At 47.5% G+C, this 14,886-nt stretch carries 10 protein-coding genes; 6 read left to right on the top strand and 4 right to left on the bottom strand.

Features of this window, described 5'->3' with window-relative positions; genetic code table 11:
• Positions 1-73 precede the first annotated feature (73 nt).
• Both UNH61_RS20710 and UNH61_RS20705 read left to right on the top strand, forming a co-directional pair.
• The gene (locus UNH61_RS20710; RefSeq protein ID WP_326993909.1) at positions 74-865 is read left to right on the top strand and encodes a hypothetical protein; all 792 of its coding nucleotides are present in this window, start codon (positions 74-76) and stop codon (positions 863-865) included.
• A gap of 107 nt (positions 866-972) precedes the next feature.
• Positions 973-1,641: a hypothetical protein gene (locus UNH61_RS20705; protein ID WP_326993908.1), complete on the top strand. Its 669-nt coding sequence runs from the start codon at positions 973-975 to the stop codon at positions 1,639-1,641.
• Between the two features lie 117 nt (positions 1,642-1,758).
• Here UNH61_RS20705 and UNH61_RS20700 read toward each other — a convergent pair whose 3' ends face one another.
• The 3 genes from UNH61_RS20700 to UNH61_RS20690 all read right to left on the bottom strand — a co-directional run bounded on the left by UNH61_RS20700 (position 1,759) and on the right by UNH61_RS20690 (position 6,232).
• Positions 1,759-2,358 (bottom strand): TetR/AcrR family transcriptional regulator, encoded by a 600-nt coding sequence (locus UNH61_RS20700; RefSeq protein WP_326993907.1) that lies wholly within the window; start codon positions 2,356-2,358, stop codon positions 1,759-1,761.
• A gap of 159 nt (positions 2,359-2,517) precedes the next feature.
• On the bottom strand, positions 2,518-4,587 hold the full coding sequence (locus UNH61_RS20695) for an ATP-binding protein (protein ID WP_326993906.1): 2,070 nt from the start codon (positions 4,585-4,587) through the stop codon (positions 2,518-2,520).
• A gap of 169 nt (positions 4,588-4,756) precedes the next feature.
• Entirely contained in the window at positions 4,757-6,232 is a 1,476-nt protein-coding gene (locus tag UNH61_RS20690; protein WP_326993905.1) for a hypothetical protein, read from the bottom strand.
• Between the two features lie 202 nt (positions 6,233-6,434).
• On the opposite strand from UNH61_RS20690, the gene rbsK reads away from it, so the two are divergent.
• Genes rbsK through UNH61_RS20675 form a run of 3 tightly spaced genes read left to right on the top strand, consistent with a single transcriptional unit; the run spans position 6,435 to position 9,440 of the window.
• Positions 6,435-7,367: a ribokinase gene (gene rbsK / locus UNH61_RS20685; RefSeq protein WP_326993904.1), complete on the top strand. Its 933-nt coding sequence runs from the start codon at positions 6,435-6,437 to the stop codon at positions 7,365-7,367.
• Positions 7,368-7,398: 31 nt separating this feature from the next.
• Positions 7,399-8,403: a GRP family sugar transporter gene (locus tag UNH61_RS20680; RefSeq protein ID WP_326993903.1), complete on the top strand. Its 1,005-nt coding sequence runs from the start codon at positions 7,399-7,401 to the stop codon at positions 8,401-8,403.
• Between the two features lie 44 nt (positions 8,404-8,447).
• Positions 8,448-9,440 (top strand): nucleoside hydrolase, encoded by a 993-nt coding sequence (locus UNH61_RS20675; RefSeq protein WP_326993902.1) that lies wholly within the window; start codon positions 8,448-8,450, stop codon positions 9,438-9,440.
• A gap of 31 nt (positions 9,441-9,471) precedes the next feature.
• Here UNH61_RS20675 and UNH61_RS20670 read toward each other — a convergent pair whose 3' ends face one another.
• A complete protein-coding gene (locus tag UNH61_RS20670) occupies positions 9,472-10,983 on the bottom strand; it encodes a hypothetical protein (RefSeq protein ID WP_326993901.1) in 1,512 nt (503 codons plus the stop codon).
• Between the two features lie 911 nt (positions 10,984-11,894).
• Between UNH61_RS20670 and UNH61_RS20665 the strand changes: the two genes are divergently transcribed.
• Positions 11,895-14,867, top strand: coding sequence for a SusC/RagA family TonB-linked outer membrane protein (locus UNH61_RS20665; protein WP_326993900.1), 2,973 nt, complete (start codon positions 11,895-11,897; stop codon positions 14,865-14,867).
• Positions 14,868-14,886 lie beyond the last annotated feature (19 nt).

Raw genomic sequence — 14,886 nt, 5'->3', positions numbered from 1 at the left:
GATGATTATTAACCTGCATTAACCTTAAATAGGCATCTTTGAACAGGTTTATCAGTTCCTCCAAATACACCTTATGGGACATAGAAGTTATCTCTATTTGCGAACACCTCAGGAAAATGACTGCCTGTTTGAGGCTAATAATTCGCTTCCGGTCTTCTGGATCGGGCTGCTGGATGAAGAAATGCTGCACCGGCATAAGAGCGATTGGCTGACAATCGAAAAGGCCTATGACGATCCGGATGCTGAAGAACCGGACGATGCGGCATTGCCTTCCTCCGAACTCCTGATCAGCCCCGCGCAATTCGGGAATAATGCCCGCGATATGCAGCGTTTCCTGCAAACGCATTATCCCGGCGCCCTGCAGCTGTTTGAAGATTTCAGGAATTACCTCGCCGATTTAATAAAACAAACAAACGAGGGTATCAGTCTCGATATCATCGCTTTTTCCAATTTCACCTCCGTAACCGAATTGCTGGACTATCTGAGCAAAGTCATACAAGGTATAAAACAAAATGATGCTGCGATAGCAGGTCTTGGTTACTGGACAGACGATCTTATTGGCAATGGGAGTGGCTTTTCCGTAGCGGGATTCGATTCCGGTAGCTACCAGGCCGCTATGCGGTCAAGGGACCGTATTCGCCCGTCTGCGCCGCCTCCGCGGCAGCAAACCGGTCCCCGGAATACCTGGTTCTATATCGTGATGCTCCTGCTTTGCCCGATATTTACTTTTGCAGTTTACCGCGGCTACCGGAAAGAAGGATTGTCTATGATGGTGGTGCTGGTGGCAGGTATCAATATTGCATGTTATCTCATTGCGATTTATGGCATAGTACAGAGAATCAGGCCGGGAGGGAATCAAAAGTAACAATATGTTCAGACGAATGAATTTATCAGAGAAAATAATGATAAATTTATGATCATTGTATTCAACCAAATCAATCGGCTGATCAAAATAACAACCTGTAAAGAACTATGCACAGAAGGATCGCTATCACGCTGCTTTCAGCCATATTACTGGGCAGCTGCAAACCAGAATCCCGTATCGACCTGTCCACACTGCATTTGAATGAACAGGTGAAAGACCTGGTAAGATGGAAAAGCAAGGGCATTACTGTAGGCATGTCGACCGTTGAAGTGCCGGATGCCATGATACTGACCAATGCAGTTACCGACAGCTATAGTTTCAACAACATTCCGCTGGATAGTGCTACTGTCATTTTCAAATTAACATCCCCGGCCTACCGGAAAAAAATCCAGGCATCGATGCGTGGCGGTGGCGGTCATATGGAAATGGAACGGGTAAGTAACGCAGACGAACTTTCTGCAATGCTCAAAAAGGAGCAGGCCGACGGAACCATCAATGGATGCCTGATAGAAATGACGGATGCGCAATTGCCGGTGATCAGGAATACGCTGACAGGGCTTTACGGCCAGGGAATAAAAAATCCGAACACCACCAATGGCTTATACTGGAAGCTGGATAAAGAAAACAAACTGATACTGCTGGCGCCCGATTATCATTTTCTGATTCTGCTGAACACCACAGGAATATCCAAAACCTGCTACTGGGATGCCATGAACGGCATGCTGGACCTGGGAGGATGTAATTCCGAAGAATACATGAAACATCTGCTTGATTAATAGTTAACTGCTGCCAGCAGCTGGTTCTCTTTGAAACGGTGGACTGCGCCCACGCTTAAAGTGGCGTATAAATTAAACCAGCAGGATGAAAGGAATCACGTTTCATTTGCTCATCCACTAATGCCGGATGCTCCTTATCAATCCTCCCATTGCATCTTCCAGTATCTGCCTGTTCATTTTATCTGCGAGTTCCACATTGGTGAGATTGATGGCAATTAGTCCGTGTACGAGCGACCATAAAGCATAATACCATCTTTCCGCTTCTCCCTTCACAGGCTGGCTATCCGGCAGGAGTTCGCCGATTACCCGGGTAAACATTTCCTGTGGCCGGTCGATGTTGGCTACCGTTCCTTTGGGTTTGGGGCAGCTTACCTTAACACCGTACATCAGCCGGTAGAGCTCTGTATGTTTGAAGCCGAAACGCCAATAGGCCGTCCACATTGCCCGGAGCCTCGTTTCCGCATCCCCCTTTTTCTCCAGCGCCTTCCGGATTTCGTCGGACAGTATCGTATAACCTCTTCCCGTTAGCTCGGTCATGATCTGGTCCTTATTCTTAAAGTATTCATAAAGGGTAGGCGCAGCATATTCTATCCGGTCCGCTATTTTGCGCATGCTCAGCGCTTCGCAGCCTTCGGCAATAATAATTTCGAGTGAAGCATCCAGGATCTTCTTCCTCAGTTCCTCTTTCTCCCGGGCCATTCTTTCTTTGCTCCCCATGTAGTGTTTAATTTTACGAACAGTGTTCGAAGATAAGAAGAAAATAGGAATTACGAATTACGGATCAGAGCGAAGAACTAAGCGATAGTAACAATATCCGCTTAACTCTTCGCTCTGATCCGTAATTCGTAATTCTTAATTCGTAATTCTCATTTCCCCTCATCCCCTTTTCAGTTCCACATAGAACACCGATCCTTTTCCTTCTTCACTCTCAAACCAGATTCTTCCGCTATGCGCCATTACAATCTGCTTGGAAATGGCCAGGCCAAGGCCAAAGGATTCTTCTCCCATAGTGCCTTTCCGGCTGGAGTCGGGGGAGAGGTTGAATATTTTTTCACGGATATCCGGAGGGATACCAATGCCTTCATCTTTAACGGAAATCTTTACCATATCATTTTCTTCCGGCTGCATCCGTACATCAATGACGGAGCCACGGCGACTGAATTTGATGGCATTGGTAATAAGATTGCTGAATACCCGCCAGATCTTTTCCCGGTTACCAAAGAATGTAACGGGGATGGTATAAAGTTGTATGGTAATGCCTTTTTCTTTTGCTTTAGGTAATAACAGGTTAACACAGTATCGCAATACTACATCCATTTCAACGGGTTCGCGCTGCATTTCTGTGGTAACGTTCAGGTACAGCAGTTCATTGATCAGGCTAAGGGCACGTTCGCCGGATTCCCGCATCAGCTGTAGCGTTTCCTGGGTGCCGTCGGAAGTATTGTCCAGGTCAAGTGATAATATTTCTGTAAGCCCGGCCATGGCGCCAACCGGGTTACGCAGGTCGTGCGCTACAATTTTCATCATGCGTGAGTTATCGAGCTGGCTTTGTTCCAGTGCATTCAGGCTCCGGCTCATCTGCGCATTCTGATCGGTGACTTGTTTGTTAAGCTGTTCCAGTGCGGTCAGATGCTTTTTAGACCGTTTAGAGTATTGCCAGATCTGGAAGGCAATAATGGCTGCCATGGCGAATAATAGTACAGATACCACCAGGTAGATAGATTTGATCTCATTTTGTTTCCTTAGCAATTCCAACTCATACTCCTTCGAGATATAACCAAATTCACGTTGTATGTCGAGGTCATTCAGCGGGCTGTTGACAGCGGTGAGAGAGTCTTTCAGCGCTACGAAACTTTGCAGAAACGCCAATGCAGTATCCGGTTTGCCGGTAACAGCATAGTATTTTGATTGCAGTTGCCGCCAGTTGAGTTCTGAAGAATCATAGGGCAGTGTGTCAAGCATGCCACGCAGTGTTCGCAGCCAGGTACGGGCTTCGTCGTATTTCGACTGGTAAAGTTTTAGTTGAATCAGCTTCGCAACGGTTTGTTGCGCGTTCCTCTTATCATGATCCCCGCTCATGGTGATTCGCAGGTTATCCTGGAAATTATTTTCCGCATTCACGGTATCTCCCTGCAGCAGGAAGATGCTGCCCAGGTTACCGAATATCACAGCCCTGGCTTCTGCGATAAATTGTACGTGCCGATCTTTATCATGAAACGGCTTTTCGTTGAGTTGAATGTAATGAAGCGCACTGTCGTAGTAAAAACGCGCGCTATCGTTCATATTCAGATTATAGTAGCACAGCCCTATGTTATCGAGCTCGCCCTGCTGAATACGGAACCCATAATAAGGGTCATTTTTGCAATAGCTAAGTGCATTGAAGGCTTCTTCGAAATACGGAATTGCTTCCCGGTAGCGTTTTTGCAGATAATAAGTCATTGCCAGCCTGCCATCATAGGAATTGAAACTACAGGTATCACCGCTTTTTTGTATAAGTGCCCGCCCTTCATAATAGCGTGCAAAAGCATCGCTGAACTTGCCCTCATCCCTCATAATATCTCCTGTCGTCAGCAATGCCTCGCCATATTCCCGGCCATAATCCGGCCGGTCAGTTTTACCTTTAAGCACATAGAAGATACTATCTGCATATAGTCTTGCCATCTTCTTGTCCCTTTTGCGCGACCAGTAATGATTCATTTTATACGCATATTTACGGGCCAGATCCATCGGACCAGGATTGGGGAAAACTGCAAAGGTGGAATCCAGTTGATGCAAAGCCTGGCTGGCCTCTAAACTATCAGTACGCTGAAAGAACTGATCAAAATATTCCGAATGATCAGGCGGGTACCCCGAATGTGTTTCGCACCCGGCCAGCAGTAGTAATAACAATAGCACACCTGTCAACAAGCGGAATGTACTGAGGTTTGTCAATAAGCCAGTATTCATGCCAATCGGTTAATTGTGTATCTCCAGGTAAGGATAAGAGGATGATGTTCCGGAAATAAATATCACTCTCGAAAAAGGTTGGTTAATTTTTAATTGTGTAGTATACCTAACCTTGTCAAAATGAATATAATAAAAATTAATTAATCTGGCTGAAAAATTAAAGACCTTGTTACCTACCGAGCTTTTGCGCTATCCATGTGGTTATATCAAAATACTTTAACAATTGTCTTTCATACTGATCTTTCTGCAAGCCTTGCAGTGCCTGCGTCATGCTCCTGAGCCGTGCCTCCGGCATTCTCGTGCGACCGGGAGCCGGGCACAGCTTCATGAAACGAAACAACAGGCTTTCTGATTTCAGTTGCTGCTCTTTGCCAAAGAAGCGCTTATAGGATCTTAATTCATACTCAATATAATCTGCATCTCCTTTTTCATAATGCACGATGATATTCAGCAAACGGATCGCTTTACATACCAGCCACCGGGGATGTGGTTGTTGGCGTTGAGTAACGGCAGTGATCTGTTGGTGAGCCTTTTTCCAGTTCCCCATCCGGAACCAGGCCAGGCTATAGTAGAAGTACAGCTCCCACTGTTTTTCTTCGTCTACCATGTTATAAGCTTCCAGCAGCTCAGTGCCCACAAGCGCCGTGGCCTCCTGGTATTGCTGCCGGGTAATGAGGCTCACCAGCTGGTATACTGCCACGGTTTTCCTCACCCGGTACCGGAAATATCCGGGATAGGCAGGTTGGTCCAGCTGCAGGGCCTTATCCATGTAAAACGCCATCTGGCCGTATTGTTCCAGCATATGCAAATTATCCAGTATGCCGTTTAGGGTAGAAAGATAATCCACCGGCGGATGTTCCAGCAGCTCCAGGTGCCGCTCGAACAGCTGATTCAGGGACGCAAAGGTTTTAAGGGCGGAATGGTAATCGCCAATATCGGTGAAGAAAAACGACTGGAACAACAGGTGCAGCTTATGTGCTGCAAAGCTTTTGCCCGATCTGCCAGCCACCAGTCCCATTTCACTCAGCATAAGATCGTTCAGCTGTTTTTTATTTTCTTCCGATGAGATCCTGCCGGCATTGACGAGGCGGTACTTCAGCAGTTCGAACAGCGAATGATGATCCTGTATATGATTGATGGATTTAAGTACGTTGCGGGCTTTCATCTGCATATCCACCAGCTGCTGATCATGTATGCCTCCGAAATTGCCGTCGGCCGCAAAGTTCAGGTCATAGCGCCAGGTGAGGTACTCGATCACCTGCTGCTGCAGACGTTGGGCCTTATCGCGTATCCTGCCCAGCTGCCGTGCAGCTTCGCCGGGAAGGGATCTTTCCTGTAATACCTGTACCTGCATGATGCCGTGCAGTTGTTGAAAGAAAGGATCCTTCTCGGTTTTCAGCTGTACCAGGCAATCGGTCAGCACCTTTACCAGGTACCGCGCCGTATTGTGCACCGAAACCGATGGATGCTTCTTTTGAAAGGCCTCGAAAATTGCCTGCGGCTCCGGATGAACAGTTTTGTCGATAAGTGCAAACAGATCCAGGTAACACCGGTCTACCGACTGCCGCTTTGCATATAGCTTGAAGAATCTTTTTTCAGCACCCGATAATGATTTTATCAGGTGAATAGCGGTGTTTTGGGTCATAACGGGAATACTACTTTATTAATAATAAGAAAGACATAAAATTAAAATAATAAACTATTAATAATCAATTATTTATGATATAAATATGCTTATTTATATCTTCCTGTAATTCCCAATTTATAAAATATTAGGTTTTGTTTTAGCTAAATGGATGGATAGTTTTGGCTAAATAACCAATCGAATTTTTCTAACGCAGTACTTTATGAATTCCAGGAAAATAATAGTTGTAGGTAGTTCTAATATGGATATGATGGTAAAAACCGATCATATCCCGGTGCCGGGAGAAACAGTTTTATCAGGATCTTTTTTAATGAACCCCGGTGGCAAAGGTGCCAACCAGGCCGTGGCAGTAGCCCGGCTTGGAGGCGAAGTGGTATTTATATCAAAGCTGGGCAACGATGTATTTGGCAAGCAGTTTTCCCAGTTATTTAACCATGAGGGAATAGATACTACCTACCTGATATCGGATGAAGAATTACCCAGCGGCGTTGCGCTGATCACAGTGGATAAAGACGGAGAGAACAGTATTGTGGTAGCCTCTGGCGCCAATGCCAGCCTGAGTATCAGCGATGTGGACAAGGCACGTGAAGTAATCGGTAATGCAGGGATATTGTTGCTGCAGCTGGAAATTCCTATGCAGGTAGTGGAACAAGTATCTGCTTATGCTGCCTCCAAAGGGGTTAAAGTAATCCTGAATCCTGCGCCTGCTACAGTATTATCGGCAGCCTTGCTAAAAAATACGCACATACTTACGCCTAACCAAACCGAAGCTGGTATGATTGCTGGTATGGAAGTAACGGGTCTGGATACGGCGAAAGCAGCGGCCATGAAGATATGCGGCATGGGAGTAAAAAATGTGGTAGTAACAATGGGACCGCTGGGGGCGGTGATTTGTGAAGAAGGAACATGTACTACAGTAAGTGCGCGTAAGGTGGATACGGTAGATACAACCGCGGCGGGAGATGTGTTCAACGGCGCGTTGGCGGTGGCTTTATCCGAAGGCAGGGATATTACCAATGCGGTGCAATTTGCGGGTGAAGCGGCGGCCATTTCAGTTACCCGCCTGGGTGCACAATCTTCTATCCCTTACCGCAATGAATTGGTAGCGTTAAAGCTGGATATTACTAACCTGTAAGTGATTTTATAAAGATAAATTCCCGTTATTCATGTTCGTTGTTCAAGACTATACCGTAGCTATTTTCTTTTGCTTTATCACCATGCTCTGCTGGGGATCCTGGGCTAATACCCAGAAACTGGTACAAAAAACCTGGCGCTTTGAGCTGTTTTACTGGGATTATGTGATCGGCATTTTCCTGTTCTCTCTGTTGGCCGCTTTTACGCTGGGCAGCAACGGAGCGCTGGGCCGTTCCTTTACCACCGATCTGGCGCAGGCCAGTGGCGCCAGTATCCGCAGTGCATTCACCGGCGGAGTGGTGTTCAATCTTGCTAATATCCTGCTCACCGCGGCCATTGCCGGCGCCGGTATGTCGGTAGCTTTTCCTACCGGTATCGGCCTGGCGCTGATCATCGGGGTATTGATCAATTACATCATGCTCAGCAAAGGCAATCCCGTGCTATTGTTCCTGGGCGTAGCGCTGGTAACGGCCGCTATTATTGTGAATGCGATCGCTTATCGTCGTCATAGCAACAGCGGCAGTAACCGCAAACCCGGAAAATGGATAGCCGTTTCCGTTATAGCCGGTGTATTGATGTCTACTTTCTATCCTTTCATTGCAGCAGGTATGGATCTGGAAAATTTTGTGTCGCCGGCGGCTGGTAAAATGACGCCTTATACCGCCTTTGTGGTATTTGCTGCCGGGATCTTAGTGAGCAACGTGTTGTTCAATTCCATCCTGATGCGCCGGCCGCTGGAAGGGGCGCCTATCAGCTATGCCGACTACTTCCGGGGCAGACCCGGCGTGCACCTGGTGGGCATACTGGGTGGCTGTATCTGGGGATTGGGAAACCTCTTCAATCTCATTGCGGCGGGTAAAGCCGGTCCGGCTATTTCATATGGCCTGGGACAGGGCGCTACACTGGTGGCAGCCTTTTGGGGCGTATTTATCTGGAAAGAGTTCAAAGGCAGTAATGCCGCCACCAGTCGCCTGATTGCAGGTATGTTTCTGCTGTTTATTGCCGGTATCGGATTAGTGATTGCAGCCGGCGCCTGATACACGAATATTATACTATTCACCAAAACATAAATAATTCTACGATGATGAAATACCTGCTGTTATTGTGCTGTTTCTTTTTCTGCACGCCGGCATCCCAGGCGCAACATGCCTCGAAACATACGCCGGTACTGCTTATTATGGATACGGATATTGGGCCCGACTACGATGATGTGGGCGCAATGGCGGTATTGCACTGCCTGGCTGATAAGGGAGAAGTAAAACCTCTGGCGGTGATGGCCAGCAATAAAAACGAATGGGTGGGCCCTACTATTGATGTGCTGAATACTTATTTCGGCAGGCCCAATCTTCCTGTCGGCGTGCCTAAAAGCAGCACCGCTCCTGATCAGACAGCTACCCAGGGCTGGCCCGCCATGATCGTAAAGAAATATCCACACCGGCTGAAAACCACTGCCGATGCACCGGACGCCGTGATGCTGTATCGCCGCATACTGGCCAGCCATCCCGATGCGAGCGTAACGATCGTCACTACTGGTTTTTTTACCAATCTCACTGCCTTACTCGATTCCAAACCCGATAAAATCTCCCGCCTCAACGGCAGGGAACTGGTGGCAAAAAAAGTGAAGCTGCTGGTTTCAATGGCTGGCGCATTTCCGCATGGCCGGGAGTATAATGTGTTTATCGATTCTACGGCTTCTGCAAAAGTGTGTAAGGAATGGCCGGGCTCCATCCTCTTCAGTGGATACGAAATTGGTGCTCAGATCAAAACCGGTCCACGCCTGGTGGCCAACAAATCTCTGCAGAGCCCTGTGAAAGATGTATTCGCCTGGTGCATGCCGATGTCGGCCGAAGATCATGACGGCCGGATGAGCTGGGACCAGTCGGCCGTGCTGGTGGCCATTCGTGGCACTGCGCCTTATTTTGGAATAAAACGTGGCCGTATTATTATCGACGGCGGCAACAACAGCTGGGAAGATGACCCCGCAGGGCCGCATGCTTATCTTACCGAAAAAATGCCATTTGCAGAAGTAACTGCTGTTATTGAAACAATGATGATGCATAAGGGGAAAAAATAGCAGCTGGCTACTGGCAGCCAGCTGCTGGCAGCTATTTCTCCATCTCTGCTTCATACTTCTCTCTCAGAATCTTACCAAGTGGTTTCTTTTTTACCTTGGCTTCAATCCAGGCTGAGAAGTCGAATAATTTCATCAACTGCATTTCATATTTATCTTCCTTTATTTTATCAAAACTGCTACTCATTTTCTTCCACATATTAGAAGGCCGGGAACTAACCGGAAACACCTGTTTGTTGCGCAGGAACTTGATAATGGTTTTCTCCAGCAGATAAGAGGTTTTATTATCCGACTGCAGGTGCCGCCGGAAAGCTCTCGTTTCATAACGGATGTATTCGTAGTTCCCCAACTCGTAGTGTAACAGCAGGTGGATGAGTTTAAAGGTCCGGAAGATGGGAAGACTGCTGTAGCGTTTTCCCTGTTGTAATACTTTTTCCAGGCTGTCGTGGGCGCTGTTAATATCCTCATTGCCGAGGTATACGAGCGCCAGGTAGAGATACATTTCAGCCTGCTGGCTGATATCCAGCAGTTCCATTTTTTTCATCAATGCCGGCGCCTGTAGCTCTACGAGCCGGAGGGCAGCAGGAAAATTGCCGCTGTCGATATAGCTGATAAGCTCATACAGGAATACCAGCCGGTGTATCATCATTTCCAGGTAAGGCACCCCGGTTTGCAGCTGCTTGATGTTGAGCAGGAGTGTGTGCATGTCTTTATACCTTCTGGTCGACCGGAAGCTGTCCAGTATTCCTTCCAGTACCTGCAGATGCTCGGTGGGCCGGTCGGCATTCAGGTGCCCGCCGGATTCCATGCGGTTTAACAGGGTACCGAAATAATCCAATGCAGCCGTATAATCGCCTGTTAGCAGGGCATAGTTGGCCTTGAATAGCAATGTTGTGACCTCACTACCGGGTTCCTGCAGCAGCCCGGGTATCTGGCGGAAGGCAGCTGTTTGCTGCATACTCCTGGCGGCTCCTTTGTACAGGAGATGATGCCGGAGTTGCAGGTATCGCGCTGTTTGCTGCTGGGTATTACCCAGGCGTTGCCATACTTCGTTTATACGTGCCTGTTTGGTCAGCAATAGTTTTTCCGGAATGTCCGGGAAGTTAAGCAGGTTAAGCAGTTCCATTTCGCGGTTGAGTGCCCATAGCAACAATTCCTGCTTATTGGCTGCTTCTGCTGCGTCCTGCAGTTTCTGCAACTGGGCATGGCCTTCGTCGTACAGCGACCGTTCAAACAGGATTTCTGTTTTAAGCAACCCGGCTGTCAGCATAGCACCTGGATGATGTTGCAGATGCAGATGCAGCAGGCAATCCATGATTATCTTATAAAGATATTTACTGCTTACATCATAGGAAATACCAGGATATAAATGGGTGAAAGCTACCTTGACATCTGCCGTCTTCTGATGCCAGCCTTTTTCGAGCAGATCAAATAGCCTGACATAGTCCTTACTACCCTGCTGGAGCGATGAATATAGCCGAAAATACCTTTTCTCTGCTTTAGTAAGCGTATTGACAAGCCTGATTAACAGGTCAACTTTAGCCATCGGATAACAATTTAACGGTTCGACATGATTTGTACCTGGTCATACTAAGACACACAGACAGATGAGATGGGAAGTAGGGTAGGGGGAGTGGTTACTGTTACTTCTCCTTTTTGATCATTGTTTGTCCGATAGAGTAGCTATTGCCCGGGCAATTTAATTGAAATAATACGGAATGCAAGGACGATGGATAAAAGTTTTAGGTTGACGGAATTTAATTTTTTTGGGTTTATCATTTTACGGGAAATTCTGGTTACATATGGATTTTAGATATACTGTTACGGATCATGAATATTATACTGTTTTTTTCAGGAATTCGGCATTGTAAGCTTTAAGTTCCGTTGTTTTGAGATTGTCTTTTTTGCATAAAAAATGGTGTTTTTATTAAATAATCGCTCACTAAATTTGACCTGTTATGATCGAACTGTGAGCATGTTTCACCCTGGGAAGGAAACCCTGACTCTAAAAAAATTCACGTTAGCACAACCAATAAATCGCTATATCAGGTTTTATTTATCAATTTAATTTATCAATCAAAAAATCCAAAAGCCCATGTAGACAAGTGTACCAGAACCCTTTTTCAGTATTTGTTCCACAGCTATTGCTAAATCGATTTTACAAAATTATCCAGTGAATGGCAAATATGATTCGCTAAATCGATTTATTTATTCAGGGAATGTAAGGTAGGGATAGGAATTTTTTATGGCATAAGAGCCGCTATACAGTATTATTTCCACGGGTATGTGAGCAACACAGGTACGCATCGTCGAATACTAAGTTGATCAGTTGACGTCATGAAAACAAACAGGGAGCGCTGGCGCCCAGGAATTGCCATGCTGGTCTCCGTAAACGATTACTTGACAGGTGACAGGTGCTGACACCTCTTACCCCGCCTTATTTAAAAAATAAAAATTATGCACTTATTTGTACGGATCTTCACGCCGTGCCTGCTGCTGTATTGTGCTTCCCTCGCGCGGGCTGGCAGTTTCGACAGGTATCTAACGGAAAAGTATACACGCTACAAACCAGATTCGGTTCAGCCGGTAGCCGGTGCCGATACCACCCGGCAGGTATTTCCTTATGACCGGAAAGCCGCAAAGGGCCTGCCGCTGGACCGCGAACGCATCTACCCTTATGCTTCCCTGCAACAACTGCTGAAAGGCAATGCCGCAGGGGTATACGTACAGGAACCCAGCGGGGAGCCTGGCACCAATCAGTATATGTTCCTGCGCGGTACCGCCATTCCTTTCCTCAGCACAAAAGATGTATACGACGCGCAGCCCACGGTAATCGTGGATGGGATTCCACTTATCATGGATCATCCTTTTGCGTTCGATGTACAACGCTTCGACTATAACCGCCTCGGTCCGGCTACCAATCTGCTGGCTGCCATCGACCCGGATAATATTGCCTCCATCGAAGTACTAAAGGATTTCGCCGCCGCTGCAAAATATGGCCCCCGCGCGGCTAATGGCGGTGTAATCCTGATCACTACCAAAGCCCCCGTGACGGGTAAAAGGAAAATCAGCTTCAATACTTATTTCGGTATCGTGCAGCCGCCTCATGTTACCACCCGCAACGCCAGCTCCGAAAACAGCTTCCGGCAACAGTTCTATGATAAATACGCCACTACCGACCAGCTGCAGAGCTACCCGCTCTACCTGCGCGATTCTACTAACGCGGCGTATTACGGCCCCTCCAACTGGACGGACCTCTACTACCGCACCCACCCTGTATATGGCGTGAATGCAAGCCTCTCCAGTGGCACAGAAAGGGCTAATTTCCTCTTTGCTGCCGGTGCCCGGCGCTCCGCCAATCCGGCTGATGCTACTTCGCTCGACAGGTACAACGCTATGTTCGAGATCAATATGGTGCCGCTCAAAGGTTTCACCATTTCCTCCATGATCAGCGCTACCCGCCTCGAACGTAAGCGTAACCGCTATCTGCGCGACCGCTTTGCGGAAATGCAATACCTGCCGGATCTCAGTAGCCCGCTGTCTCCTAATAAAGATATCTACCGTCAGTTCCTTAACGAATATGGGAAGTCGTTCGATGATAATAAAACGAATGAGGTAAACGGCTATTTTAAACTGAACTACAAATTGGGCGACGACTGGAACATTACCTCCAACTTCGGTTTCGACTACAATGAAGGGCTCAGAGATCTGTTTTATCCCAGTACCCTGCTGGAAACAGTGAACTATGTTTCTAATTACTTTGGATATAACCAGCGCGTGTTTTTTGATAATACCATCTCCTTCCGCCACCTGTGGAACAAGAAACATGAGCTGAACCTCGAAGCAGGAGAAGTGTTCCAGTCCGACTTCAACCGGTATAATTATGCATATGCCTACAAAGGGCCGAACGATCTGATTAAGCTGAATATCCTGAACTCCGATAACACGCAGGACAATTACCTGACGCTAAAATCGTTCAGCCGCGCGCTGACCTTTATGTTGCTCGACCAGCAAAAGCATCGCTTACTATCCTTCTACGGCCGGGCTGCCTATAAATATAATGACCGCCTCGATTTTTCCGTGCTGGTAAGAAGCGATGGTTCTTCCAGTGCACAAAAGGATAACTGGTGGTTCGTTTCTCCGACATTCACTGCCGGCGCCGATCTGAAAAAGATCTGGCTGGAGGACCAGGAGGTCGTCAACAGCCTGCGCTTTCATGCCAGCTGGGGCCGCGTTGCCCGCCTGATGACCGACGACCGGTTCGGAGAAGGGACGCAGTATACCTCCGATCTTTCTTTCAGTAATAACCCAATGAAGTTCTCTTATAACGGCTTCCCGGGTATCAGTCGCGCTTATTCAGCCGGATATATCGGTAACGACATCCGCTGGCCTTATGTGGATCAGACGGATCTCGGCCTGGATGCCGGCTTCCTGAACAACCGGCTGAATGTAATGCTGGACGTGTATAACCGTGTCGATAAGAATATGATTCTTGGTGTGCCTTTCTCCTCCGAATATGGTTACAAAATGCAATACAAGAATGGGATGAAAGTCCGCAATCAGGGAATCGATCTTACCCTGCAGGCAGCTGTACTACCGGCAACGGCTAAACTAAAATGGACGGCCTCCTTAAACGCCAACTATAACCGCAATACCCTGCTGGAACTGCCGGATGGGCTGCAGGAGCTGGTAGTAGGCGATGGTACCCGTATGCTCAAAGTAGGCCATGCCATCGATCAGTTCTGGGTGCTGAAGAACAACGGTATCTATAACAGGGAAACAGATATTCCGGTGGATCCTGTCACGAAAAAGAAACTGAATTACCAGGGTATTCCACTGCAGGCCGGTGATCCCCGCTGGCAGGATATGAACGGAGATTATGTGATAGACGATAAAGATAAAGTACTGGCCGGCCACGCCATGCCACTGGTTTCCGGCGGTTTTTCCAACGACTTTCAATGGAAAGGTTTCACACTCGGTTTCTCTTTCTACTATGCACTCGGCCGGAAAATATTGAATGCTAAAATGGCCAGCCGGTTTGATTTCATCAGCACAGAAGGAAAAATAGATATGACCGCCATCAAAGAGATTACCTTCTGGAGCAAAGCCGGCAACTACGATAAATACCCCATCTACAATCCCTGGAGCACCGTAGATGCCTATCGTGCCGACCAGGATCTCTTCCTCGAAAACGGCTCCTTCCTGAAGTTGCGTACACTGTCGCTCCAGTACGACCTGACCAGTGCCCGGTGGTGGAAGAAGAAAACACCTATTAATAAAATGGTCATCTATGGTACCGCAGGTAATCTCTTTACGATCACGCCTTACACCGGCGGAGATCCGGAGCTGGTCAACTACAATGGTTTCGATACCGGTTATGGACTACCCATACCCAGGACTTACACCATAGGGCTGAAAATGGATTTATAACAGCATGTATGCAAAATCA

This window comes from Chitinophaga sp. 180180018-3, assembly GCF_037893185.1.
In the GTDB taxonomy this organism is placed as follows: Bacteria; Bacteroidota; Bacteroidia; order Chitinophagales; family Chitinophagaceae; genus Chitinophaga.
This window is presented reverse-complemented; position numbering and strand designations above follow the sequence as displayed.